Raw genomic sequence first — 25,236 nt, forward strand, 5'->3', positions numbered from 1 at the left:
TTTTTGACAATTAAGCGCTGGCGGCCTGTATGGCATACCTGGCGGGCATAGCGGTCTGCGCGAGAAACCAAGAGGATACGAGTGGCTACCACAAACGACATCAAGAACGGAACCGTCCTGAAGCTTGAGGGCAACCTCTGGAACATCATCGAGTTCCAGCACGTCAAGCCGGGCAAGGGCGGCGCCTTCGTCCGCACCAAGATGCGCAACATTCTCTCCGGCAAGGTGGTCGACAAGACCTTCAACGCCGGCGCCAAGATCGAGACCGCAACGGTTGACCGCCGCGACTACACCTACCTGTACCAGGACGGCGCCGACTACGTCTTCATGGACATCCAGGACTACGACCAGCTGACCGTTTCCGGTGAGGTCGTCGGCGATGCCAAGAACTTCATGCTGGAAAACCAGCAGGTCCTGATCGCCATGCACGAGGGTGCCCCGCTGTACCTGGAACTGCCGCCGAGCGTTGTCCTCGAAATCACCTACACCGAGCCCGGCCTGCAGGGCGACCGCTCCTCCGCCGGCACCAAGCCTGCCACCGTGGAGACCGGCTACGAGATCCAGGTTCCGCTGTTCCTGGAGCAGGGCACCAAGGTCAAGGTCGACACCCGCGACGGCAGCTACCTGGGCCGGGTCAACGACTAGTGAGCGCCCGTGGCAAGGCCCGCACCAGGGCCCTCGAAGTGCTCTTCGAGGCGGAACAGCGTTCCGCCCCGGCGCTTGAGGTCATCAAAGCCCGGCGCGAAAAGATGGACCTCATAGTCAACCCCTACACGATGGACATTGTGGAGGGCGTGCTGGCCATGCAGGCCACCATTGACGAGTTCCTGCAGACGTACGCCCAGGGCTGGACCCTTGAGCGCATGCCCTCTGTTGACCGGATCATCCTGCGGATCGGCGCCTGGGAGCTGCTCTACAACGACGACGTCCCGGACGGCGTTGCCGTCAGCGAAGCGGTCGCACTGGCGAAGACCATGTCCACCGATGAGTCCCCGGCATTCATCAACGGACTCCTCGGCCGGCTCCAGAAGCTGAAGCCTTCGCTGCTGGCCTAGCGTCCGCAGCACGCAAAAGGAGGCGGGCATCCCCGTAAGGGATGTCCGCCTCCTTTGCCTTTCCCGCCGTTTCCGCGCGGGCCCTCAGCCCAGCACGGCGGCCCTCAGGGCGGCAACCTCGGCCAGCTGGCGGACCTCGTCCCCCTGGTGCTGGCGGACATCACGTCCGCTCAGGATGCGCTGCCGGGTACAGGCAAGCGCCGTGGCCGCCTTGACGAACTGCCGCATCTGCGCCTCGCGGCCGCGGCCCTGCGCCCAGCGGATGGCCTGCCGCCTGCCGCGCGCGGTGGCAAGCATGTCGACCTCCACCGGGGAGAACCAGCCGGCCCGGGCATATTCGAGCAGCCGCTGCCGGGTCAGCTTGCTTTCGGCGACCCGCAGCAGGATGATCCCGACGGCGGCGGCAAGGAAGAGCGGCACCTGCACCAGGACGTACTGGACCAGGAAATCCCCGCCCATGCTGTTCCAGCGGTTGTGCAGGAACATCGCCGGAAGCAGGCCCACGAAGAATGCAAAGACTGAGTAGCCCGTGTGCCATTTCCGGGCGGCGAAGCCCATGATGAGGCCCGTGGTACCGGTGAAGATGGCATGGGCGAACGGCGACATGATGCCGCGCAGGATGAAGATCCGCACCAGGTCCGTCCTCGGATCCGTGGAATCGGCGATCTCCCGGCCGAAATAGAGGATGTTCTCCGTGAACGCGAAGCCGCCGGCGATCGTGAAGGCGAACACCACGCCGTCCACCGGGCCGTCGAAGTATTTGCGGGCAGCCAGCAGCAGGAGCAGGAGCCCGAGCGACTTCGTGAACTCCTCCACGACCGGCGCTTCAACCGTTGCCATGAAGAGGCGGTACTCCGCCTCGCTCGTCCGTGGCGCCGCGAAGGCGAACAGCGGTTGGATCAGCAGCGTGCCGGCGATGGACACTGCCGCGCCCCACGTGAACGCGAAGCCCAGCAGCCGCTTGGGCTCCGGTTCCCAGCGGTCGATGAAGGAGACCGTCAGCAGCACGGCCGAAAGCGGCAGCAGGGACGCGATGAAACCGATCCCGAAGCCGGCGATGCCGGTGTTTCCGAGCAGGAACGGCACGATCAGCAGGAGACTCGCGAACGCCAGGATTCCGCCGGCGATGAGCAGGGGGAGCGTACCCGCCGTCCGGCGTCGCGGGGCATACAGCGGCGGGAGCCAGGGCTGGCCGGGTACGCCGCCGGGAGTGCCCGGGGCCGGCTGGTAGTTGCGCGGGTCGACGCGGCCGAACCACGTCGGATTAACGCCTGCCTCCATGAGCACCCGGGGATCCGGCTGCGGGCGCCCGTGCTGCCCGGGGTGGTTCATCGTCATGGGAATGAGCCTATTTGCCGCGGCCGCCCGGCCAAAAGCGGGCCTCGCAGCCGCGGCCCGGCCCTGTGAGCGAAAACTCACGACGGCGGCCTTCACACCGGCGGCCGGGAGGCACTGCTGTGATACTTTTGGAAGGCAATTGTTCCTTTTTTAATTCCGTCCTGTGAGGCGGGGAAAGGGGAGACGAGCGATGACTGACGTCGCAGCACCGGTACCGTCCAGGGTTGTACTGAACCAGGCCGATATTGACCGTGCACTCACTCGTATCGCCCACGAGATCCTCGAGGCCAACAAGGGATCCCAGGACCTGGTCCTGCTGGGCATCCCACGCCGCGGTTACCCGCTGGCGGTCCGCCTCGCCAGCAAGATCGCCGCCGCGGATCCCTCCGTCGACGCCGCCGCGATCGTCGGCCAGCTTGATGTCACGATGTTCCGTGACGACCTCTCCCGCCAGCCGGCCCGCCCCCCGTACCCCACGAGGCTGCCGAAGTCGGGCATCGACAACAAGGTCGTGGTGCTGATCGACGATGTCCTGTATTCCGGACGCACCATCCGCGCCGCCCTCGACGCTATCGTGGACCTCGGCCGTCCGCGCATCGTCCGCCTCGCCGTCCTGGTGGACCGCGGCCACCGCGAACTTCCCATCCGGGCCGACCACGTGGGGAAGAACCTGCCCACCGCATCCTCCGAAAAGGTGCGCGTGCACCTTGAGGAACTGGACGCCGTCGACGGTGCCCCGGTCAACGAGGTAGTGATCGAGGCCGGCGCATGAAGCACCTCCTGTCCACCCAGGACCTCAGCGCCGCTGACGCAATCCGCATCCTGGACACCGCCGAGGAAATGGCCGCCGTCGGCGAACGCGAAGTCAAGAAGCTCCCGGCCCTGCGCGGCCGCACGGTGGTAAACCTCTTCTTCGAAGACTCCACCCGCACGCGCATCTCCTTCGAGGCCGCCGCGAAGCGGCTGTCCGCGGACGTCATTAACTTCGCCGCCAAGGGCTCCTCGGTGTCCAAGGGCGAATCCCTCAAAGACACGGCGCAGACCCTTGCCGCCATCGGCGCGGACGCCGTCGTCATCCGGCACTGGGCCTCCGGTGCACCGCACCGCCTGGCCGCCACCGACTGGATCGACGCCGCCGTCATCAACGCCGGTGACGGCACGCACGAACACCCCACCCAGGCACTGCTGGACGCGTTTACCATGCGCCGCCACTGGGCACGGCTGCACGGTACGGAATCCCAGGGCACGGACCTGAACGGCATGCGCGTGGCCATCGCCGGCGACGTGCTGCACTCCCGTGTGGCCCGCTCCAACGTCTGGCTGCTGCGCACCCTCGGCGCGGATGTCACCCTGGTGGCACCGCCCACGCTGCTGCCGATCGGCGTCGAGGAATGGCCCTGCAAGGTCAGCTACAACCTCGACGACACGCTGCAGGCCGGCGTGGACTCGATGATGATGCTCCGGGTCCAGGGCGAACGCATGAACGCCTCGTTCTTCCCGTCCACCCGGGAATACTCCCGGCGCTGGGGCTTCGACGACACCCGCCTGCGCGCCCTGGACGAACTCGGCCTCAAGGACACGATCATCATGCACCCGGGTCCGATGAACCGCGGCCTGGAAATCTCCTCGGCTGCCGCCGATTCCCCGCGCTCCACGGTCCTGGACCAGGTGCGCAACGGCGTCTCGGTCCGCATGGCCGCCCTGTACCTGCTGCTTTCCGGGGACACCCGCGAAACAGTCCCCGCATCCACCCAGTCGACCAAGGAGAGCCACTGATGGCAGAGAACACTTACCTGATCCGTGGCGCTGCCATCCTCGGGGGGGACGCTGAGGACCTGCTCATCCGCGACGGCGTCATCGCCGCACGGGGCAAGGATCTGGACGCCGGGGACGCCACCGTCATCGAGGCCGCCGGCCTCGTCGCCCTGCCCGGCATGGTGGACATCCATACCCACCTGCGCGAACCGGGCCGTGAAGACGCCGAAACCGTTGAGACCGGCACCCGCGCGGCCGCGCTGGGCGGCTACACCGCCGTCCACGCCATGGCCAACAGCAACCCGGTGGCGGACACCGCCGGCGTCGTCGAACAGGTGCATAGCCTCGGCCGCGCCTCCGGCTGGGTGGACGTCCGCCCGGTCGGCGCCGTCACGGTGGGCCTGGCCGGCGAGCGGCTCGCCGAACTCGGCGCCATGGCCGATTCGCGGGCACAGGTACGGGTCTTCTCCGATGACGGCATCTGCGTCCACGATCCGGTCCTGATGCGCCGCGCCCTGGAATACGTGAAAGCCTTCGACGGCGTCGTGGCCCAGCATGCGCAGGAACCGCGCCTCACGGACGGGGCCCAGATGAACGAAGGCGCCGTCTCCGCGGTGCTCGGACTGGGCGGCTGGCCGGCCGTGGCCGAAGAGAGCATCATCGCCCGCGACGTCCTGCTCGCCCACCACGTCGGCTCCCGGCTGCACGTCTGCCACGTCTCCACCGCCGGTTCCGTGGAGATCATCCGCTGGGCCAAGTCCCGCGGCATCGACGTCACCGCCGAGGTCACCCCGCACCACCTGCTCCTCACGGACGAACTGGTCCGCAGCTACGACCCCGTCTACAAGGTCAACCCGCCGCTGCGCACCGAAACCGACGTCCTGGCCCTGCGCGCCGCCCTCGCCGACGGCACCATCGACGTCATCGGCACCGACCACGCCCCGCACCCCAGCGAGCACAAGGAATGCGAATGGGCGCAGGCGGCCATGGGCATGACCGGGCTGGAAACGGCGCTGTCCGTGGTGCAGGAAACCATGATCGAAACCGGCCTGATGGGCTGGGCCGACTTCGCCCGCGTCACCTCCACGGTTCCGGCCCGCATCGGCCGGCTGGAAGACCAGGGCCGCCCGCTTGAAGCCGGCGAACCGGCCAACATCATCCTCGTGGACCCCGCTGCCCGCTGGACGGTGGATCCCTACAAGATGGCCACCATGGGCCGGAACTCGCCGTTCAAGGGCAGGGAACTGCCCGGCGCGGTGATCGCCACCTTCTTCAAGGGCCACCCCACGGTGCTCGAAGGCAAGCTGAACGTACCTTACCGCCACCCGGAGACCGCCGGCGCGGTCAGCGGGAACTGATGAACGAGCTCGCTTCCCTGCTGCTCGTCGTGGGCCTGTGCGCCGTGGCCTTCGTGCTCATCGCGCTCGGCTGGCGTTCCCGGCTCCGGCGGCAGGCCGACGTCGAACAGCCCCCGGCAGTTCCGGCGGAACTGGGCGCGGCCGCCGTCGTCGTCGAGGGCCAGTACGTGGCCAGCACGACGGCGGGGGACTGGCTGGACCGGATCGCGGTCCACGGCCTGGGCTTCCGCGGCAACGCCGAAGCCAGCGTGCACCCGGAAGGCGTGCTGTTCGACCGTGAAGGCTTCCCGCCGCTGTTCGTGCCCCGGGCGGCACTCCTTGCCCAGCGCCAGGACAGCGGGATGGCCGGCAAGTTCGTCGAAAAGGACGGGCTCGTGGTCATCAGCTGGACCCTGGGAAGCCGCACCCTGGACACGGGGTTCCGTACCAGGCATGCCGCCGACAAGCAGCCGTTCATCGACGCACTCCAAGAATTGATCTCCGCAAACCCCCAGGCGCAAGCCGATAGTGGAAAGTAAGACAGTGACGGACAACAACGCAGCGACACATCCGAACGACGTTGACGCCAGCACAGCGGCAAGCGCCGCTCCCGCAGTGCTGGTCCTCGAAGACGGCCGCGTGTTCCGCGGCCGCAGCTACGGTGCCCAGGGCACTGCCCTGGGTGAAGCGGTTTTCGCGACCGGCATGACCGGCTACCAGGAAACCATCACCGACCCCTCCTATGCCCGCCAGCTGGTGGTGCAGACCGCACCGCACATCGGCAACACCGGCGTGAACAGCGAGGACGCCGAATCCCGCAAGATCTGGGTCGCCGGCTACGTGGTGCGCGACGCCGCCCGCCGCCCCTCCAACTGGCGCTCTGAGCGTAGCCTCGACGCCGAGCTGGTGGAGCAGGGCATTGTGGGCATCCAGGGCGTGGACACCCGCGCCATCACCCGCCACCTGCGCGAAAACAAGACCATGCGTGCCGGCATCTTCTCCGGTGACGCCGCCAAGGCCGCCGAAAGCGAGCTGCTTGCCACCGTCAAGGCCAGCGCCCCGATGGAAGGCGCCCGCCTGGCCGAGGAAGTCAGCATCGACGAAGCCTACGTGGTGGAGCCGAAGGACCACGGCTGGGACGGCGACGCCCGCTTCAGCATCGCGGCCATCGACCTCGGCATCAAGGCCATGACCCCGGTCCGCTTCGCCGAACGCGGCGTCCGCGTCCACGTCCTCCCGGCGACCGCCACCCTTGCGGACGTCAAGGCCGTCAACCCGGACGGTTTCTTCATGTCCAACGGCCCCGGCGACCCCGCGACGGCGGACGCCCAGGTCAAGCTGCTGCGCTCCGTGCTGGACGAGAAGCTGCCGTACTTCGGCATCTGCTTCGGCAACCAGATCCTCGGCCGCGCCCTCGGTTTCGGCACCTACAAGCTCAAGTACGGCCACCGCGGCATCAACCAGCCGGTGATGGACCGCCGCACCGGCAAGGTGGAGATCACCTCGCAGAACCACGGCTTCGCCGTCGACGCTCCCATGGACGGGGCCACCACGGCGCCGGAAGAGCGCTACGGCCGCGTCGAGGTCAGCCACGTGAGCCTCAACGACAACGTCGTCGAAGGCCTGTCCTGCCTGGACATCCCGGCATTCTCGGTCCAGTACCACCCCGAGGCCGCCGCGGGCCCGCACGACGCCGCCTACCTCTTCGACCGCTTCATCGAACTGATGGACAGCACCAAGAACTCCGCCCAGAATCCGGCCCAGGCCACATCGGCTCAGACCAGCGAGGACACCAAGTAATGCCCAAGCGTACAGATCTCAAGAGCGTCCTTGTCATCGGTTCCGGCCCGATCGTCATCGGCCAGGCGGCCGAGTTCGACTACTCCGGAACCCAGGCTCTCCGCGTGCTCAAGGAGGAAGGCCTGCGGGTCATCCTCGTGAACTCCAACCCGGCCACGATCATGACCGACCCGGAGTTCGCCGACGCCACCTACGTCGAGCCGATCACCCCCGAGGTGGTCGAAAAGATCATCGCCAAGGAGCGCCCCGACGCCGTGCTGCCCACACTGGGCGGCCAGACGGCGCTGAACACCGCCATCGCCCTGGACAAGAACGGTGTGCTGGCCAAGTACAACGTGGAACTGATCGGCGCGAACATCGCAGCGATCGAACTCGGCGAAGACCGCGAGAAGTTCAAGGGCGTCGTGGAGCGCTGCGGGGCCGAATCCGCACGCAGCCACATCATCCACACCATGGAAGAGGCCTTCACCGCCGCCGAGGACCTTGGCTACCCGATGGTGGTCCGGCCGTCGTTCACCATGGGCGGCCTGGGCTCCGGCCTGGCCTACAACGAGGACGACCTGCGCCGCATCGTGGGCCAGGGCCTGCAGTACAGCCCCACCACCGAGGTGCTGCTCGAAGAGAGCATCCTCGGCTGGAAGGAATACGAGCTCGAGATGATGCGCGACAAGAACGACAACGTCGTTGTTGTCTGCTCCATCGAGAACTTCGACCCCGTGGGCGTGCACACCGGCGACTCCATCACCGTGGCCCCGGCGCTGACCCTCACCGACCGCGAGTACCAGAAGCTGCGCGACGTCGCCATCGCCGTCATCCGCGAAGTCGGCGTGGACACCGGCGGCTGCAACATCCAGTTCGCCATCCACCCGGACACGGGCCGCGTCGTCGTCATCGAAATGAACCCGCGCGTCTCCCGCTCCTCCGCCCTGGCGTCCAAGGCCACCGGCTTCGCGATCGCCAAGATCGCCACCAAGCTGTCCCTGGGCTACACCCTGGACGAGATCCCGAACGACATCACGCAGAAGACCCCGGCGTCCTTCGAACCGACCCTTGACTACGTGGTCGTGAAGGTCCCGCGCTTCGCCTTCGAGAAGTTCCCGGCGGCGGACCCGACCCTGACCACCACCATGAAGTCGGTGGGCGAGGCCATGGCCATGGGCCGTAACTTCACCGAGGCCCTGCAGAAGGCCCTGCGCTCCCTCGAGCAGAAGGGCTCGCAGCTGGACTTCAGCCACGTGCCCGAATACGAGGTCGCCGAACTCGTCGAAAAGGCCAAGCGCCCGACAACGGAACGCCTCTACCAGGTCCAGCGCGCCCTGCTGGGCGGCGCCACCGTGGAAGAGCTGTACGCCGCCACGAAGATCGACCCCTGGTTCCTGGACCAGCTGCAGCTCCTCAACGAAACCGCCCGGGAAATCCGCAAGGCCGGCGTGCTCACCGAGGACATGCTCCGCCACGCCAAGCGGCACGGCTTCTCCGACGAGCAGATCGGCGCCCTGACGCACAACCCCGAGGCCGTGGTCCGCGGCGTCCGCCAGGCCCTCGGCGTCCGCCCCGTCTACAAGACCGTGGACACCTGCGCCGCCGAGTTCGCCGCCTACACGCCGTACCACTACTCGGCCTACGACGAGGAAGACGAGGTCGGCCTGCACGCCAAGCCGTCCGTGATCATCCTCGGCTCCGGCCCGAACCGCATCGGCCAGGGCATCGAGTTCGACTACTCCTGCGTCCACGCCTCCATGGCGCTGCGCAAGGCCGGCTACGAGACCGTCATGGTCAACTGCAACCCGGAAACCGTGTCCACGGACTACGACGTGTCCACCCGCCTGTACTTCGAACCGCTGACCCTCGAGGACGTCCTCGAAGTCATCGCGGCCGAGGAGCGCACCGGCGGCGTGATGGGCGTGTTCGTCCAGCTCGGCGGCCAAACCCCGCTGAAGCTGGCCCAGCAGCTGGCCGACGCCGGCGTGCCTATCCTGGGCACCTCGCCCGAGGCCATCGACCTGGCCGAGCACCGCGGCGAGTTCTCCCGCGTGCTGGACAACGCGGGCCTGATCGCCCCGAAGAACGGCACCGCCGTCTCCTTCGAGGACGCCAAGAAGATCGCCGACGAAATCGGCTACCCGGTCCTGGTCCGCCCGTCCTACGTGCTGGGCGGCCGCGGCATGGAGATCGTCTACGACGAAGCCAACCTCTCGCGCTACATCGCCAACGCCACGGAAATCACCCCGGACCACCCGGTGCTGATCGACCGCTTCCTCGAAGACGCCGTCGAAATCGACGTCGACGCGCTCTTCGACGGCACGGACATGTACCTCGGCGGCATCATGGAGCACATCGAGGAAGCCGGCGTGCACTCCGGTGACTCCGCCTGCGTGCTGCCCCCGATCACCCTCGGCAAGAACGTGATCGACCGGGTTCGCACCGCCACCCGCGCTATCGCAGAAGGCGTGGGCGTGCGCGGCCTGATCAACATCCAGTTCGCGCTGGCCTCGGACGTGCTGTACGTCCTGGAAGCCAACCCGCGTGCCTCCCGTACCGTACCGTTCGTCTCCAAGGCCACCGGCGTCCAGATGGCCAAGGCCGCCGCGCTGATCGGCACCGGCGTCACGATCAACCAGCTCCGCAGCGCCTACAAGATGCTGCCGGAAACCGGTGACGGCTCCACCCTGCCGTTCGACGCGCCGATCGCGGTGAAGGAAGCCGTGCTGCCGTTCAGCCGCTTCCGCACGCCGGAAGGCAAAGTCGTCGACTCCCTGCTCGGCCCGGAAATGCGCTCCACGGGCGAGGTCATGGGCATCGACAAGCACTTCGACACCGCCTTCGCCAAGAGCCAGGCTGCCGGCGGCAACGCCCTTCCCACCGAGGGCAAGGTGTTCGTCTCGGTCGCGAACCGTGACAAGCGCTCGGTGATCATGGGCGTCAAGCGTCTGTCGGACCTCGGCTTCGAGATCGTCTCCACGGGCGGCACCGCCGATGTCCTGCGCCGCAACGGCATCCAGGCCACCCCGGTGCGCAAGGTGGCCGAAGGCTCCAGCGCCGAGGGCGAAGGCACCATCGCAGACCTCATCGTCGCCGGCGAGATCGACATGGTCTTCAACACGCCCTCCGGCGGCGAAGCCCGCAGCGACGGCTACGAACTGCGCGCCGCCGCAACCTCGATCGGCATTCCCTGCATCACCACGGTGGCCGAGTTCAACGCGGCCGTGCAGGCGATCGAGGCGCAGCGCACCTACGAATGGTCCGTGACCAGCCTGCAGGAGCACGCCGCCAACCTGCTCGCGGCCAAGGAATCGGTCAATGCCTGAGGCCACGGTTGACCAGCGGACGGACGCGGAGCCGGCGGGCCGCGAGGCTTTCGGTTCCCGGCTGGCCGCCGCCATGGCCGCCCGCGGTCCGCTCTGCGTCGGCATCGACCCGCATCCCGGCCTGCTGGCCGACTGGGGACTGAACGACGACGTCGCCGGCTTGGAGCGCTTCTCGCTCACCGTTGTGGAGGCCGTCGCTTCCCTCGCTGCCGCGGTCAAGCCGCAGGTGGCGCTGTATGAGCGCCACGGCTCGGCCGGCATAGCCGTGCTGGAGCGCACCCTCGCCGCCGCGTCCGACGCCGGCGTGCTGAGCATCGCCGATGCCAAGCGCGGAGACATCGGGTCCACCATGGCGGCCTACGCGGACGCCTGGCTGCGTGACGGTTCGGCCCTCGCCGCCGATTCGGTGACGCTGAGCCCTTACCTGGGCTTCGAGTCGCTGCGTCCGGCCCTTGACCTGGCCGCAGAATACGGACGCGGCGTGTTCGTCCTGGCGCTTACCTCAAACCCCGAGGGCAAGTCCGTGCAGCACGTGGGCGGCAGCGAATCCGTGGCCAAGCGCATCGTGGAAGCGGCCGCCGCCGAGAACGGACGCTATGACGGTGCCCTGGGCTCGGTGGGCCTGGTGGTCGGCGCGACCATCGGCAGCGCCCTCGCGGACCTGGGCCTGGACCTGAGCGCGGTCAACGGGCCGCTGCTGGCGCCCGGACTCGGCGCCCAGGGTGCCACCGCGGCCGACCTGCGCAGCACCTTCGGGGATGCCTACCCGGCAGTTCTCGCGACCTCGAGCCGCGGCATCCTGGCTGCCGGGCCCGCCGTCGCCGGTTTGCGTGCGGCCACCGAGGAAACCCGGGACGGGCTGTTGGCCAGCTGAGTCCTGCCACGGTGCAGGACGCCGTGCGGCCTGACTCCCACGCGGGGCCGGTACCAGCCATCGGGCAGGTACCGGCTCCGCGTTGCGTTCATTGCGCGGATGCCGGTAGCTTCGGGGTTAGTCCACTCTGCCGGGGCAAAGTGGTGCACAGAATGGGGAGAACCAGTGGCGCTGAAGGCTTTGTCTGCACAGGAACGTAGCGATGCCCTTGCGAAGGCGGCCAAAGCCAGGGCCCAACGGGCCCAGGCCAAGGAACGCCTCCGGAAAGGCGAACTCGGCATCGCCGGGTTGATCCAACTCGCGGCCGAAGACGAGGCCTTGGCGCGGATGCGGGTGATCGAGCTGCTGGAGGCCGTTCCAGGGATCGGCCCTGTCCGGGCGATGGCGATCATGGAGCACCTTCGTATCGCGGCTTCGCGCAGGCTCCGCGGCCTTGGCGTCCACCAATCCCGCGCGCTGATAGATTTTATGGAAGACAAACACGGCGTCTAGCGCCTCACCCTGAAGGATCATGTGAGCAAGAAACCGGGACTGACCGTCCTCGCAGGCCCCACCGCCGTCGGCAAGGGAACCGTATCCACCTACATCCGCGACAACTACCCGGAAGTCTGGCTGTCGGTATCCGCCACTACCCGGGCGCCGCGCCCGGGGGAGACGGAAGGGGTGCACTACTTCTTCAAGTCCGCCGCGGAGTTCGATGCGCTGGTGGCGGACGGCCAGCTCCTTGAATGGGCCGTGGTGCACGGGCACAACCGCTACGGCACCCTCCGCAGCACGGTTGACGCCGCCATTGCCGAAGGCAAGTCGGTCCTGCTGGAAATCGACCTGCAGGGCGCACGCCAGGTCAAGGCGGCAGTGCCGGACGCGAACTTCGTCTTCCTCGCGCCACCGTCGTGGGAGGAAATGGTCCGCCGCCTGGTCGGGCGCGGCACGGAAACCCCGGAAGAACAGCAGCGCCGCCTGGAAACCGCTAAACTGGAACTTGCCGCTGAACCGGAGTTCAACCACACCGTCATCAACGATGACGTCCGACGGGCAGCGGACGAGCTTGTTTCACTCATGGGGCTTACCCCGCACCAGCGCTAAGCGCCGGGAACTGTCAGCCCGCTAGAATTTGGAGAATTCGTGTCCACGAACCTTGAAGGCATCATCAACCCGCCGATCGACTCGCTGCTTAAGGCCGCCGATTCCAAGTACGGCCTGGTGATCTTCGGCGCCAAGCGTGCACGCCAGATCAATGCCTACTACGCCCAGCTGCACGAAGGCCTCTTCGAATACGTCGGCCCGCTCGTTGACACCAAGCTGAACGAGAAGTCCCTCTCCATCGCCCTGCGCGAGATCAACGAGGGCCTGCTGGTGTCCACGCCGATCGAACCGGCAGAGTAAAGCAGTCAGCCTGTAGACGGGGGCCACGTGCGCATCATCCTCGGAGTCGGGGGAGGGATCGCAGCCTACAAGGTTGCATCGCTCCTCCGGCTTTTTACTGAAGCCGGACACGACGTCACGGTCATCCCGACCGAAGCGGCAACACGCTTCGTCGGAACCGCCACCTGGGAGGCACTCTCGGGCAAGCCCGTGAGCAACAGCGTGTTCGACGACGTCGAGAAGGTCAACCATGTCCGGCTCGGCCACGAGGCGGACCTCGTTGTGGTGGCCCCCGCGACGGCGGACCTGCTCGCCAAGGCGGCCACCGGCCAGGCCGGCGACCTGCTCACGAACACGCTCCTCATGGCGCACGGTCCGGTGCTCTTCGCCCCGGCGATGCACAGCGAAATGTGGCAGCACCCGGCGACCCGGGCGAACGTGGAGACCCTGCGGAGCCGCGGCGTCACCGTGCTGGAGCCCGCCGTCGGGCGCCTGACCGGTGCCGACTCGGGCCCGGGGCGCCTTCCGGAACCCGAGGCGATCTTCGAGGCCGCGCTTGCCCTGGCAGGTGCCGCCGCGGGCACGGCTTCCTCGGACGCGCCGAAGCCCCTCGCGGGGCGCACCATCACCATCACCGCCGGCGGCACCCGTGAGGCCCTTGATCCCGTGCGCTTCCTGGGCAACCGCTCCTCCGGTAAACAGGGCGCCGCCCTGGCCCAGGCCGCCCTCGACGCCGGAGCCCGGGTGAACTTCCTGGCCGCCCACATGGATGTCGAACCGCCGGCTGGCGTGGACCTTGTCCGCGTCGAATCCGCCCTCGAACTGCGGGAGGCGGCGCTGGCCGCCACGCCGGAGTCCGACGTCGTGATCATGGCCGCAGCGGTCGCGGACTTCCGGCCCGCAGAAATTTCCGACACCAAGATCAAGAAAAAGGACGACGAGGACGCGCCGCTGGTACGGCTGGTGCGGAACCCCGACATCCTCCGCGAACTTGTCGAACAGCGCAGCCTGGCCCAGGCCGGGGGCAAACGCGGCAGCCAGTTGATCGTCGGTTTCGCGGCGGAGACCGGCGACGCGGACGGAGACGTCCTGGAGCACGCCCGCGCCAAGCTGGCCCGGAAGGGCTGCGACCTGCTGGTGGTGAACCACGTCGGCATCGGCCGGGTCTTCGGCCAGGACGAGACCTCCGTGGTGATCCTCTCCGGGCACGGCGCGGCACCGCAGTCAGCCGCGGGATCCAAAGCCGACGTGGCGGCCGCCGTCATCGACCGGATCGCTGCCGAGCTCACGCGCGTATCGCCTGCCGGCTGAGGCCGCATTCTTAGCACGGGGACACACGGCACCGGCCGTTTTCCCTCAACCAAGTAAGGTAGTCACGTGACTTTACCCCTGCACCACGCCCACGGAACCCCGTCCAAGCTCCGGCTCTTCACTTCGGAGTCGGTCACCGAAGGGCACCCGGACAAGATCTGCGACCAGATCAGCGATGCCATCCTCGACGCCCTCCTGGCCGCCGACCCGGAATCGCGCGTCGCGGTGGAAACCATGGCCACCACCGGCCTGGTGCACGTCGCCGGTGAAGTCACCACCGACGCCTACGTCGAAATCCCACAGATCGTCCGCGAGACCATCCTGGGCATCGGCTATGACTCGTCGGCCAACGGCTTCGACGGTGCACGCTGTGGAGTGTCCGTATCCATCGGCCAGCAGTCCAACGACATCGCCGGTGGGGTCTTCAATTCGCTGGAAGCCCGCGAAGGCCGCCAGGAGGACGACTACGACCTCCAGGGCGCCGGCGACCAGGGCCTCATGTTCGGCTACGCCAGCGATGAGACCCCCTCCTACATGCCCACGCCGATCTGGATCGCGCACCGCCTGTCGGAGCGGCTCACCGAGGTCCGCAAGAACGGCGAACTCTCCTACCTCCGCCCGGACGGCAAGACCCAGGCCACCATCGGGTACGACGGCGACCGGGCCGTTTCGGTGGAAACCATCGTGATCTCCAGCCAGCACGCCGACGGCTTCAGCCTCGACCAGCTGCGCGCCGACCTCGCGACGCACGTCATCGACCCCGTCCTCGCTCTCGCTGACCTGGACATTTCGCGCACCACCAACATCCTGAACCCGGCCGGTGCGTTCGTGATCGGCGGCCCGGTGGGCGACGCCGGGCTCACCGGCCGCAAGATCATCGTGGACACCTACGGCGGCATGGCCCGCCACGGTGGCGGCGCCTTCTCCGGCAAGGACCCGTCCAAGGTGGACCGCTCCGCGGCATACGCCATGCGGTGGGTTGCCAAGAACGTGGTGGCCGCAGGACTGGCCAAGCGCGCCGAGATCCAGATCGCCTACGCGATCGGCCAGGCCCGCCCGGTGGGAACCTACGTCGAGACGTTCGGGACCGAGACCGTGGACCCGGCAAAGATCAGCGATGCGATTGCGGAGATCTTCGATCTGCGCCCCCGCGCCATCATCGACGCCCTGGACCTCAAGCGTCCCATCTACGCCAAGACGGCCGCCCACGGCCACTTCGGCCGCGACGATCCGGACTTCACCTGGGAGCGCCTGGACCGCGTGGACGACCTGAAGGCGTACTTCAACGCCTGAGCCGGCGGTCACGGGTGCTGCGCTGAAAAATGTCAGTGCCCCTTGCTTTGGTGGAGTCAGCAAAGCAAGGGCCGGAGCCGGAGGAGGGTGGCCACGATGGGCGAGGACAGTTTGTTCCCCTTAGCTGCGGATCCTCTCGCCGGGGACCCTCCCGCTGGCGACCCCACGGCTTCGGCGCGCCAGCCTTCCCTGCTGCAGGGTTTCCCGGCACAGGCTCCGGCAGGCGGCCCTGAGTCTGCTGCGGTGGACCCGGTCGCTGCGGTGCTGATTGAATCGCCGCTGCCCCACTTGGACAGGCCCTTCGACTACAGCGTCCCGGCCAAGCTCGCCGAATCCGCGCTGCCCGGGGTCCGCGTCAAGGTGCGCTTCAACGGCCAGGAACTGAGCGGATACATCCTCGAACGCAAGGGATACACCCCGGGCGGCCCGGCGCTGGTGCCGCTGCTCAAAGTGGTTTCGGCCGTCCCCGTACTGGGTCGGTCCCTGCTGGCCCTGGCCTCCGCGGTCGCAGAACGGTACGCGGGAACCCTCAGCGACGTGCTGCGCACCGCGGTCCCGCCGCGCGTCGCCGGTCTGGAGAAGAGCTACCTCGCCGGGGACGACCTCCTAGGCAGCCCCCCGCAGGAGGCCGCGACCGACCGCCCGCAAACTGCGCCCAGCCAGCCGGACGCCGCAGGAAGCTGGGCCTCCTACGGCAGCGGTCCTGCCTTCCTTCAACACCTTGCGGCCGGCGGGTCTCCCCGCGCCGTCCTCACGGCAGTGCAGGGCTACGGCCGGGACAGCTGGCCGCGCCTGCTTGCGGCCGCCGTCGCCGCGGCACGGTCCTCGGGCCGGGGCGCCGTCGTCGTGGTTCCGGACCACCGGGACCTTGACCGCATGGAGGAGGCCCTCCTGGAGGTCCTGCCGGCCGCGGACATTGCACGGCTCACCGCGGAGGACGGCCAGACACCTCGCTACCGGAGCTTCCTGAGGCTGCTCCGTGGCGACGCCGGGGTTGCCGTGGGCACCCGTTCGGCGGCGTACGCGCCGGTGCAGGATCTCGGCCTGGTGGTGTGCTGGGACGACGGCGACGACCTCCACATCGACCAGCGCGCACCCTACGCCCACACCCGCGAGGTCCTGCTGCTGCGCAGTGAACAGGAGTCGGCGGCGTGCCTCATGGCAGCCCACAGCAGGAGCACGGAACTTCAACGCCTCGTGGGCACCGGCTGGGCGGTGGCGGTGGACGCCCCGCGGACCGTTGTCCGCAGCAGGACCCCCCGCGTCCTGAACACGGCTGACAGCTTCGAGCAGGAGCGGGACCCCCTGGCCCGCATCGCAAGGCTGCCGGGCGCGGCGTGGCGCGCGGCGAAGGAGGGGCTGGAACGCGGCCCGGTGCTCGTGCAGGTGGCCCGGGCCGGCTATGCCCCGTCGCTGGTGTGCGAGCACTGCCGGGAGCCGGCACGCTGCACCAACTGCCAGGGGCCCCTCGCCGTCACGGGCCCTTCCTCCCCGCCGCAATGCCGCTGGTGCTCCACTCCCGCGCCTGAATGGCAGTGCCGGCACTGCGGCGGAAGGCGGCTGCGGCGCGGTGCCGCCGGGGTGCTGCGCACAGCCGAGGAACTTGGCCGGGCCTTCCCGGGCAAGGCGGTGGTCACGTCGTCGGGCGATCAGGTCAAGGCCCGGGTCGGCACGTCGCCGGCCTTGGTGGTTGCCACGATCGGCGCCGAGCCCGTGGCTGATCAGGGCTACGCTGCTGCGCTGCTCCTGGACGGCGATTCACTGCTGCGGCGCGAGAACCTGCGGGCCGGCGAAGACACCGTGCGGCGCTGGTTCAACGCGGCCGCCCTGGTCCGGCCGGCGTCGGAGGGTGGACTGGTGGTCGTCACGGCGGACGACAGCACGGCCACGGGGGCCTTGCTGCGCTGGGACCCGGCGGGCTTTGCCGCCCGGGAACTGGCCCTGCGCCAGGAACTGAAGCTACCCCCGGCGGTTCGCGTCGCTTCCGTGACCGGTCCGCGTGCCGACGTCGTGCATTTCACTGGTGCCCTCGAACGCTCCCTGGAGCTGCGCGCCGTCGGGCCGTCACCGCTCTCGTTCTCGGCCGGCCGGCAGGGCAGCCAGGCCGGGGAAGCCGACGTCCGCACCTTGCTGTTCATTCCCTACGGGCAGGCGGCGCAGGCCACCAGGGCAATGCGCGCGGTGAAAGCCGCGAGTGCGGCGAAACGGACAGCCGGTCCCGTGCAGCTCAGGCTCGACGGCGTGGACGTGTTGTAGCCGAAGCCACTGCTGGCGGGTTGTCAGCGCCGTTTCTTGCCGCGCATGGCCACGATTTCCTCAGCCACCGCGAGCAGCTGCCGGGCGGAATCTTCCCAGCTGAAATCCGCCGCACGTTCGACGCCCCGGCGGGAGCGCTTCTGCCAAAACTGCCCGTCACGGAGTTCCTGCACCGCGGCCGTGAACGCGGTGGGTGAATCCGGGTCCACGTAGCTGGCTGCGTCCGATCCCACCTCGCGGAATATCGGGATGTCGCTGGCGATCACGGGTGTGCCGAGGGCCATGGCTTCAACGAGGGGAAGCCCGTAGCCCTCGGCACGGGAAAGGCTCACCAGGGCGGTCGCCTTGACCAGCAAGTCGCTGTACTCCTCGTCCGTGACACCGTTGTGGAAGCGGACGTCCGCGCCCGCCGGCACCAGCGCCTCCAGCTCGGCCCGGCGCTGCGGGGTGATCCGGCTGAGCAGGTGCAGGGTGAATTCGGGAAGGCCGGCCATGCCGCGGATCATGGTTTCCACGTTCTTGTACGGCATGAACGAGCCCATGTAGAGCAGGGATTTGTCGACGCCGCCTTCCGGATCCCGCGGCTGCTGTCCCGGCTGCGGTGCGTTCCCGACGATCCGCACCGGCCGCCTGGTCAGGCGGTACTTGGCCATCAGGGCCTCGGTGGTGTGGCTGATGGTGGCCACGATGTCCGCCCGGTTCAGCAGCACTCTCTGCGGCCAGAAGGCCTTGTGGTACAGGCGCCAAAGCAGCCGCACGGGCGCCGGCAGGAAACCGGGAGGCGCGGGGTGCTCGTAGTAGATGAGGTCGTGGAGGGTCAGGACCAGCCCGTACTTGCGGCCGAGCGTGCCCATCGTCTGCATGGGGCAGACCACCACGTCGGCGCCGAGCTTGTTGACCTCCCGGGCCACGAAAAGTTCCATTGGCGAGAGAGGGCTGTTGACGAGCACGTGGGGAACGTCCGGGAGCAGGGCGAGCTGGCGGGTATCGCTGATCAGCATCGTCACGTCGGCAATTTTGGCGGTGGCAGCGATGAGGCTTGAACCGTAGCGGCTGATTCCGTCGTGATGGTCGGTCCGGGTAAATCGGGCGTCGATGACGATTTTCACGCGGGATGTTCCTCCAGGAAGGTGCGGATGGCGGCTGCTGCGGGTTCCGGCGTCTCGTAGTGGATCAAATGCCCGACGCCGGGAATCACTACGAGCCGGCCGTCCGGCAGGCTTTCCAGCAGCTTGTGCTGGGCCGGGAGGGTGGCGATCTCATCCTTTTCGCCGGCGATGAGCAGGACCGGCAGCTGCAGCCGGGGCGCCGCCTCGGCCACGTGGCTGGACACCGAGGCCTTGAAGGATTCGAGGAGGCTGTTCCGGTCCGCGAAGGCGGAGAAGTACGCATCGTGCTGGCCATGGACGAATCCGCGCAGCTGCTTGTCCCGCGTCTTGGCCATGGTTTCGCTCATCACCCGCACGATCAGCCGGTTCCGCAGGAGGGCCAGGCCCAACCGCCGCGGCAGCCGGGCGGACAGCTGGTAGTAGAACACGGCGAGCCTGGTCATGAGGCCCTTGGGACCTTCCAGCGCGGGGGAGGCGATGGGATTGATCAGCACCAAGGGAGTGACTGCGCCGGGGTTGTCCGCAACGAAGCGGCTGGTGATGATGGAGCCGAAGGAATGCCCCAGCAGCACGGTGTCCGGCCCGAGGTCGAGTGCGGCCATGAAGTCGGAGATGAACTTTCCGTAGCGCTCCACGGTGTGCTCGCCCCGGACAAACGCGTCCGAGCTGCCGAAACCGGGAAGGTCCGGGACGATCACGCGCATCTCCGGCAGCATGTCCACCACGCGGAGCAGCCCGTGGTGGTCGCCGCGGAATCCGTGGATTACCAGGATGGTGCGGGTGGCCGGCGTGGCGTGGACCGGCTCGTAGGACCAGTAGGCGACCGTGCCGCCGTCGAGCTCCAGGTCCGAGGCGCGGGTCCGTCCGGCGAGGGACGGGCTGAAGAACGCCGCCTGCGGGTCCGGTGCGGGGCCGGAGCGGCCGGTGTCCAGTTGTTCCATGCGTATGGTCCTAAATCGGCTGGGTCTTAGTTGACGGCGCTCTTGATTGACAGCGCTTCTAATTGACATTGTCCGGGTGTGAACCCGTGCGGTGGTGGCGTTCCAGCGAGGCCAGTCCGTCCATGTCCTCGGCGGGAAGTTCGAAGTCGAAAACCCTGAAGTTTTCCTCGATGCGGGCACCGGAACTTGCCTTGGGGATAACGATGTTGCCCAGTTGCAGGTGCCAGCGGATCACGATCTGGGCCGGCGTCCGGCCGTGCTTCTCCGCGAGCGCCTGGATGGCCGGGTCGGCCAGCACCTGGCCGCGGCCCAGGGGGCTCCAAGCCTCGGTGCGGATGCCCAGCTGATCGTGCAGCGCCCGGAGTTTCCCTTGCTGCAGCCACGGGTGGAGTTCGATCTGGTTCACGGCCGGCACCACCTCCGCGGACGCCATGAGGGCCTCAAGGTGCGCGGTCTGGAAGTTGCACACGCCGATTGCCCGGACGCGGCCTTCGCGGTACAGGGTTTCCATGGCTTTGTAGCTTTCCTGGAACAGCCCGCGGGCAGCGCACGGCCAGTGGATCAGGTAGAGGTCCACATGGTCCAGGCCCAGCCGCGTCATTGATTCGTCGAAGGCGCGCAGCGTGCTGTCGTAGCCCTGGTCATCGTTCCACAGCTTGGTGGTGACGAAGATGTCGTTGCGGGAGAGCGCGTGGAATTCCTCCCCGGAGCCACCTGTGACGTCCTCCCCGGAAGGGGCGAGCGCACGGCCGATTCCCTTGCCCACACCGGTTTCGTTGCGGTACATCGCCGCGGTATCGAAGTGCCGGTATCCGGCGGCGATGGCCGTGGACACGAGCCCGGCTGCATCCGCCGGCGGCACCTTGTACAGGCCGAACCCCAACTGGTCGATCAGGACACCATTGTTGAGGCTGAGCCGCGGCGAGGGTTTCATAGCAAAGACTCTACCTATCCACCGGGCTCACGCGGAGTCACCGAAGCTGACCAGGCGCCGTGCCGTGGCCTCGTCGACAATCAGGTCCGTGGCGAGCCGGGCCGCGAGCGCCCCGCGCAGGCCGTCGATCTTGGAAGCGCCGGACACCACGCAGATGCGCCGACGCACCTGGCGCAGCTGTTCATGGCTGGGACCGGTACTCCTTTCGTTCAGGGTGATCCCGTCCGACGAGCCGTCCGCGCGGAAGAACACAGTGGCGACGTCGCCCACCACATCCGAACCGGCGAGCAGCTTGAGGTCCTCCTCATCCAGGTACCCGCCGGCATAGACGTGGCTGGGGTAGGAGGAATCGACGGAGCCGACGCCGAAGATCGCGATGCTCATCCGGTCCTGTAGGTTCAGCACCCGCCGCACGCTGCGTTCCTTCCACATCGCGGTCTTCGTGGACGCGTGGTCGAAGAACGCGGGCACGGGAAACTGCTCCACCCGGGCGCCGTAGGCCATGCCGAACCGACGCATGATGTCGCTCGCATAGGTGATGCCGGTGGTCTGCATGTTACCGGCCCCGTTGAGCTGGAGCACGATGCTGTCGTAGGTGATCTTGCGGGTCAGGTGGCGGCTTACGGCGCTGATCGTGGCACCCCAGGCCACGCCGATGATCGCATTCGAATCCACCAGGGGGCCGATCGTCCGGGCGGCCTGCATCGCCACCCGGTCCAGGGTCTCTGCCTCGTTCAGGGTGTCCAGCACCGGGACCACATGGGCATCCACGTCGTACTGGTCGCGGATCAACCGCTCCAGTTCCGGGGCCGAGTCCAGGGGGCTGCGGATCTGGATCTGTACCAGGCCGGAGTCACGGGCGGAGGACAGCAGCCGCGAAACGGTCGAGCGGGAGGTCCGCAGCTCCCGTGCAATTGCGTCCATGGTGAGGTCCTGCAGGTAGTACATCTGCGCGGCCCGTAGCGCTTCCGAGTGTCGTGGTCGTGGCATCCCAACTCCGTTCTGCACGTTTGTGCAAATGGCTTGATTTCATTTTCCACTATTTCAAAGAATGGGTGTGCAAGATGCGCCCGGCATGATGCAGCGCACCACCCCAAGCCCCAGGAGCCAGTTTTGGGACCCACCACGAATTTCCCCTCCGCAGCAAGCGAACGGGCCACGGCAGCAGCGTTGCGCGGGCGTCCCAAAGCTCAGGTTCTGATCATCGGCGGCGGCATCAACGGCGTCGGCACCTTCCGCGACCTGGCGCTGCAGGGCGTGGACGTCGCCCTCGTTGAACGCGGCGACTTCTGCCAGGGCGCCAGCGGCGCCTCCTCGCACATGATCCATGGAGGCATCCGCTACCTCGAAAACGGCGAGTTCCGGCTGGTGCGCGAGTCCGTCGTCGAACGCAACCGCCTCCTGAAGATCGCCCCGCACTACGTCAAGCCCCTGCAGACCACCATCCCGATCTTCAGCACCTTCTCCGGCGTCCTGTCCGCGCCCCTGCGCTTCCTGACCCACAAGCAAGGCAAGCCGAAGGAACGCGGGGCCTTTCTCATCAAGCTCGGCCTGAGCCTGTACGACTCCTTCTCCCGCGACGGCGGCAGCGTCCCGCGGCACCTGTTCCGCGGCCGGGATGCCGCACTGGCCGAGTTGCCCGCGCTGGACCCCAGGGTCAAGTACACCGCCACCTATTTCGACGCCTCGGTCCACAACCCGGAACGCCTCACCCTGGACGTGCTGCAGGACGGCGTGAAGGCAGGTGCCGGCAGCCATATCAGCGGCGGTACTGCCCGGGCCGCCAACTACATCTCGCTCGTGTCGATGGCCGACGGCGAAGCCCGGCTGCGCGACGAACTCACCGGCGAGGAGTTCACCTTCGAGGCCGACGTCATCGTCAACACCACCGGCGCGTGGGTGGACCTGACCAACAATGCGCTCGGCCGGCCCAGCAGCTTCATGGGCGGCACCAAGGGCTCGCACATCGTCCTGGACCACCCGGAACTGCTGGCTGCATGCAAAGGCCGGGAGATCTTCTTCGAGCACACGGACGGCCGGATCGTGCTCATCTACCCGATGGGCGACCGCGTCTTGATGGGCACCACCGACGTCGACGCGGACATGGCCGAGGACGCCGTCTGCACCGAACAGGAGATCGACTATTTCTTCGAACTGGTGGGGAACGTGTTCCCGGCCATCAAGGTCGACCGCGGGCAGATCGTCTACAGCTTCTCCGGCGTCCGGCCGCTGCCCCGCCACGACGACACCCAGCCGGGCTTCGTCTCCCGCGACTACCGCATCGAGCGGAGCGCACCGGGCGGGGCGGGTTCCGCCGTCGTCCTCTCCCTGGTGGGTGGCAAATGGACCACCTTCCGGGCGCTGGCCGAGCACCTCAGCAACGACGTGCTCGCTGAATTGAACATGGAACGCAAGGTCTCGACGGCGAAACTCGCCATCGGCGGCGGCGCCGGCTTCCCCGCGAACGAGGAAGGTGTGCAGGACTGGATCAAGCGGCACATGTCTCCCGGCTTCGGTGCCGAACGGGTGGCCGGGCTCCTGGCCCGCTACGGCACCCGCGCCGAAGAAGTCCTCGGCTACCTGACGGCCGGCGACGACGAACTGCTGCGCTCCACCCACGAACTGAGCGTGCGCGAACTACAGTTCATGGCCGCGCACGAGCAGATCGGCCACCTCGTGGACGTGCTGATCCGCCGCACATCCCTGGCCTTCCGCGGACTCGTCACAGGAGAACTGCTCAACGAACTGGCCGACGTCCTGGCCGGCCCGCTGGGCTGGGACGGGGGCCGCAAGGCCAATGAAATCCAGCACGCCCAGGACGTGCTCCAGCGGTTCCACCGGGTCACGGTACACAGCCTCGTGTCCTGACGCCCGCGGCGGCGTCGTGGCCAACAAGGCCTTGAATGGCACGAAGGGCAACAATGGCGGGTTTTGATGCGTCGCGGTGGATTTCGCCGCGACCAAGTAACCTCCAACACAGGCACAGCAGCAAAGAGACAAGGACGTCATCGTGAACCAGCACGTAATCGCCATCGACCAGGGCACCACCAGCTCGCGCGCCATCGTGTTCGACCACACGGGAAACATCGTCTCCACCGGCCAGTTGGAGCACGAGCAGATCTTCCCGCAGGCCGGCTGGGTGGAGCACAACCCGGTGGAAATCTGGGACAACGTGCGGGAGGTCATCGGTTCCGCGCTGTCCAAGGCGAGCCTGACCCGGCACGACATCGCCGCCGTCGGCATCACCAACCAGCGCGAGACCGCCGTCGTCTGGGACAAGAACACCGGCGAGCCGGTCTACAACGCGATCGTCTGGCAGGACACACGTACGCAGCCGATCGTGGACGAACTGTCCGCCGACGGCGGCGTGGAGCGCTTCAAACAGAAGGTGGGCCTGCCCCTGGCCACCTACTTTTCCGGCACGAAGATCAAGTGGATCCTGGACAACGTCGAAGGCGCCCGCGCCAAGGCAGAGGCGGGCGATCTCATCTTCGGCAACACCGATGCCTGGGTCCTCTGGAACCTGACCGGCGGCCCCGACGGCGGCGTGCACGCCACGGACGTCACCAACGCCTCGCGCACCATGTTCATGGATCTGGAAACGCTGCAGTGGGACCAGGAGATCCTGGACGCCTTCGGCGTTCCGGCCTCCATGATGCCCGCCATCCTTTCCTCCTCGGAGGTGTACGGGCAGGTGCACAGCTCCCAGTTGCTCCGGGAGGTGCCGGTGTCCGGCATCCTCGGCGACCAGCAGGCAGCAACCTTCGGCCAGGCCGCCTTCCAGGCCGGCGAAGCGAAGAACACCTACGGCACCGGGTGCTTCCTGATCTTCAACACCGGCGAGGAAATCGTCCACTCGAAGAACGGGCTGCTGACCACCCTCGGATACAAGCTGGGCAACGACAAGCCGCGCTACGCCCTGGAAGGTTCCATCGCCGTCACCGGTTCGCTGATCCAGTGGCTGCGCGACAACCTGGGCATGATCGGCTCAGCTCCCGAGGTGGAGACGCTGGCCTCCGGAGTCGCGGACAATGGTGGCGTTTACATCGTGCCCGCGTTCTCCGGCCTGTTCGCCCCGTACTGGCGGGCCGACGCGCGCGGCGCCATCGTGGGCCTGACCCGTTTTGCCAACAAGGGCCACATCGCCCGTGCGGCGCTGGAGGCCACCGCCTTCCAGACCCGCGAAGTGCTCGACGCCGTCAACGCCGATTCCGGTGTTCCGCTCACCGAGCTGAAGGTCGACGGCGGCATGGTCGCCAATGAGGCGCTCATGCAGTTCCAGGCGGACATCCTCGGTGTGCCGGTGGTCCGTCCGAAGGTCGTGGAAACCACGGCTCTGGGCGCCGCCTACGCGGCCGGCCTCGCCGTCGGCTTCTGGAAGGATCTCGGCGAACTGTCCGCGAACTGGGGCGAGGACAAGCGCTGGGAGCCGCAGCTTCCTGCCGAGGAGCAGGAGCGGCAGCTGCGCCTCTGGAAGAAGGCAGTCACCAAGTCGATGGACTGGGTGGACGAGGACGTCCGCTGACGCTTGGCTGCTGACATGGGGCAGCTGACTCAACG

22 protein-coding genes are annotated in these 25,236 nt (G+C 67.7%); 17 read left to right on the forward strand and 5 right to left on the reverse strand.

Features of this window, described 5'->3' with window-relative positions:
• Window positions 1-81: 81 nt before the first annotated feature.
• Both efp and nusB read left to right on the forward strand, forming a co-directional pair.
• On the forward strand, window positions 82-645 hold the full coding sequence (gene efp / locus ACNQPB_RS14235) for an elongation factor P (RefSeq protein ID WP_498752720.1): 564 nt from the start codon (window positions 82-84) through the stop codon (window positions 643-645).
• On the forward strand, window positions 645-1,055 hold the full coding sequence (nusB, locus tag ACNQPB_RS14240; protein ID WP_498752722.1) for a transcription antitermination factor NusB: 411 nt from the start codon (window positions 645-647) through the stop codon (window positions 1,053-1,055). Before efp ends, nusB begins: the two co-directional genes overlap by 1 nt.
• 84 nt (window positions 1,056-1,139) lie before the next feature.
• On the opposite strand, the gene ACNQPB_RS14245 is transcribed toward nusB, so the two are convergent.
• On the reverse strand, window positions 1,140-2,393 hold the full coding sequence (locus ACNQPB_RS14245) for a PrsW family intramembrane metalloprotease (protein WP_498752724.1): 1,254 nt from the start codon (window positions 2,391-2,393) through the stop codon (window positions 1,140-1,142).
• 190 nt (window positions 2,394-2,583) lie between these two features.
• Here ACNQPB_RS14245 and pyrR point away from each other — a divergent pair, with 190 nt between their 5' ends.
• The 13 genes from pyrR to ACNQPB_RS14310 all read left to right on the forward strand — a co-directional run bounded on the left by pyrR (window position 2,584) and on the right by ACNQPB_RS14310 (window position 17,692).
• Entirely contained in the window at window positions 2,584-3,165 is a 582-nt protein-coding gene (gene pyrR / locus ACNQPB_RS14250) for a bifunctional pyr operon transcriptional regulator/uracil phosphoribosyltransferase PyrR (protein WP_498752726.1), read from the forward strand.
• On the forward strand, window positions 3,162-4,169 hold the full coding sequence (locus tag ACNQPB_RS14255) for an aspartate carbamoyltransferase catalytic subunit (protein ID WP_498752728.1): 1,008 nt from the start codon (window positions 3,162-3,164) through the stop codon (window positions 4,167-4,169). Before pyrR ends, ACNQPB_RS14255 begins: the two co-directional genes overlap by 4 nt.
• On the forward strand, window positions 4,169-5,506 hold the full coding sequence (locus ACNQPB_RS14260; RefSeq protein ID WP_498752729.1) for a dihydroorotase: 1,338 nt from the start codon (window positions 4,169-4,171) through the stop codon (window positions 5,504-5,506). The genes ACNQPB_RS14255 and ACNQPB_RS14260 overlap by 1 nt, the downstream gene beginning before the upstream one ends.
• Window positions 5,506-6,024, forward strand: a complete 519-nt coding sequence (locus tag ACNQPB_RS14265) for a PH-like domain-containing protein (RefSeq protein WP_498752731.1) — start codon at window positions 5,506-5,508, stop codon at window positions 6,022-6,024. Before ACNQPB_RS14260 ends, ACNQPB_RS14265 begins: the two co-directional genes overlap by 1 nt.
• A gap of 4 nt (window positions 6,025-6,028) precedes the next feature.
• A complete protein-coding gene (carA, locus tag ACNQPB_RS14270) occupies window positions 6,029-7,285 on the forward strand; it encodes a glutamine-hydrolyzing carbamoyl-phosphate synthase small subunit (RefSeq protein ID WP_498752733.1) in 1,257 nt (418 codons plus the stop codon).
• Window positions 7,285-10,593, forward strand: coding sequence for a carbamoyl-phosphate synthase large subunit (gene carB / locus ACNQPB_RS14275; RefSeq protein WP_498752735.1), 3,309 nt, complete (start codon window positions 7,285-7,287; stop codon window positions 10,591-10,593). Before carA ends, carB begins: the two co-directional genes overlap by 1 nt.
• Complete coding sequence (pyrF, locus tag ACNQPB_RS14280) at window positions 10,586-11,467, forward strand: orotidine-5'-phosphate decarboxylase (RefSeq protein ID WP_498752737.1); 882 nt, start codon at window positions 10,586-10,588, stop codon at window positions 11,465-11,467. Before carB ends, pyrF begins: the two co-directional genes overlap by 8 nt.
• A 165-nt stretch (window positions 11,468-11,632) precedes the next feature.
• Window positions 11,633-11,959, forward strand: coding sequence for an integration host factor, actinobacterial type (mihF, locus tag ACNQPB_RS14285; protein ID WP_498752739.1), 327 nt, complete (start codon window positions 11,633-11,635; stop codon window positions 11,957-11,959).
• A gap of 21 nt (window positions 11,960-11,980) precedes the next feature.
• On the forward strand, window positions 11,981-12,553 hold the full coding sequence (gmk, locus tag ACNQPB_RS14290; RefSeq protein WP_498752741.1) for a guanylate kinase: 573 nt from the start codon (window positions 11,981-11,983) through the stop codon (window positions 12,551-12,553).
• Between the two features lie 39 nt (window positions 12,554-12,592).
• Window positions 12,593-12,853, forward strand: coding sequence for a DNA-directed RNA polymerase subunit omega (gene rpoZ / locus ACNQPB_RS14295; protein ID WP_395796554.1), 261 nt, complete (start codon window positions 12,593-12,595; stop codon window positions 12,851-12,853).
• A gap of 27 nt (window positions 12,854-12,880) precedes the next feature.
• The gene (gene coaBC / locus ACNQPB_RS14300) at window positions 12,881-14,143 is read left to right on the forward strand and encodes a bifunctional phosphopantothenoylcysteine decarboxylase/phosphopantothenate--cysteine ligase CoaBC (RefSeq protein WP_498752744.1); all 1,263 of its coding nucleotides are present in this window, start codon (window positions 12,881-12,883) and stop codon (window positions 14,141-14,143) included.
• 66 nt (window positions 14,144-14,209) lie between these two features.
• Complete coding sequence (gene metK, locus ACNQPB_RS14305) at window positions 14,210-15,436, forward strand: methionine adenosyltransferase (protein WP_498752745.1); 1,227 nt, start codon at window positions 14,210-14,212, stop codon at window positions 15,434-15,436.
• 96 nt (window positions 15,437-15,532) lie between these two features.
• Window positions 15,533-17,692, forward strand: a complete 2,160-nt coding sequence (locus ACNQPB_RS14310; protein ID WP_498752747.1) for a primosomal protein N' — start codon at window positions 15,533-15,535, stop codon at window positions 17,690-17,692.
• Window positions 17,693-17,715: 23 nt separating this feature from the next.
• Here ACNQPB_RS14310 and ACNQPB_RS14315 read toward each other — a convergent pair whose 3' ends face one another.
• The 4 genes from ACNQPB_RS14315 to ACNQPB_RS14330 are packed head-to-tail and all read right to left on the reverse strand — an operon-like array spanning window position 17,716 to window position 21,666.
• The gene (locus ACNQPB_RS14315) at window positions 17,716-18,801 is read right to left on the reverse strand and encodes a glycosyltransferase family 4 protein (protein ID WP_498752749.1); all 1,086 of its coding nucleotides are present in this window, start codon (window positions 18,799-18,801) and stop codon (window positions 17,716-17,718) included.
• Window positions 18,798-19,742, reverse strand: a complete 945-nt coding sequence (locus ACNQPB_RS14320) for an alpha/beta fold hydrolase (protein ID WP_498752751.1) — start codon at window positions 19,740-19,742, stop codon at window positions 18,798-18,800. The genes ACNQPB_RS14315 and ACNQPB_RS14320 overlap by 4 nt, the downstream gene beginning before the upstream one ends.
• 58 nt (window positions 19,743-19,800) lie before the next feature.
• The gene (locus ACNQPB_RS14325; RefSeq protein WP_498752753.1) at window positions 19,801-20,676 is read right to left on the reverse strand and encodes an aldo/keto reductase; all 876 of its coding nucleotides are present in this window, start codon (window positions 20,674-20,676) and stop codon (window positions 19,801-19,803) included.
• Window positions 20,677-20,703: 27 nt separating this feature from the next.
• Window positions 20,704-21,666, reverse strand: a complete 963-nt coding sequence (locus ACNQPB_RS14330; protein WP_498752755.1) for a sugar-binding transcriptional regulator — start codon at window positions 21,664-21,666, stop codon at window positions 20,704-20,706.
• 123 nt (window positions 21,667-21,789) lie between these two features.
• Here ACNQPB_RS14330 and ACNQPB_RS14335 point away from each other — a divergent pair, with 123 nt between their 5' ends.
• Both ACNQPB_RS14335 and glpK read left to right on the forward strand, forming a co-directional pair.
• Window positions 21,790-23,544, forward strand: a complete 1,755-nt coding sequence (locus tag ACNQPB_RS14335; RefSeq protein ID WP_498752757.1) for a glycerol-3-phosphate dehydrogenase/oxidase — start codon at window positions 21,790-21,792, stop codon at window positions 23,542-23,544.
• Between the two features lie 142 nt (window positions 23,545-23,686).
• Window positions 23,687-25,201 (forward strand): glycerol kinase GlpK, encoded by a 1,515-nt coding sequence (gene glpK, locus ACNQPB_RS14340; RefSeq protein ID WP_498752759.1) that lies wholly within the window; start codon window positions 23,687-23,689, stop codon window positions 25,199-25,201.
• Window positions 25,202-25,236: the final 35 nt, after the last annotated feature.

This window comes from Curtobacterium sp. LFS079, from assembly GCF_047977865.1.
In the GTDB taxonomy this organism is placed as follows: domain Bacteria; phylum Actinomycetota; class Actinomycetes; order Actinomycetales; family Micrococcaceae; genus Arthrobacter.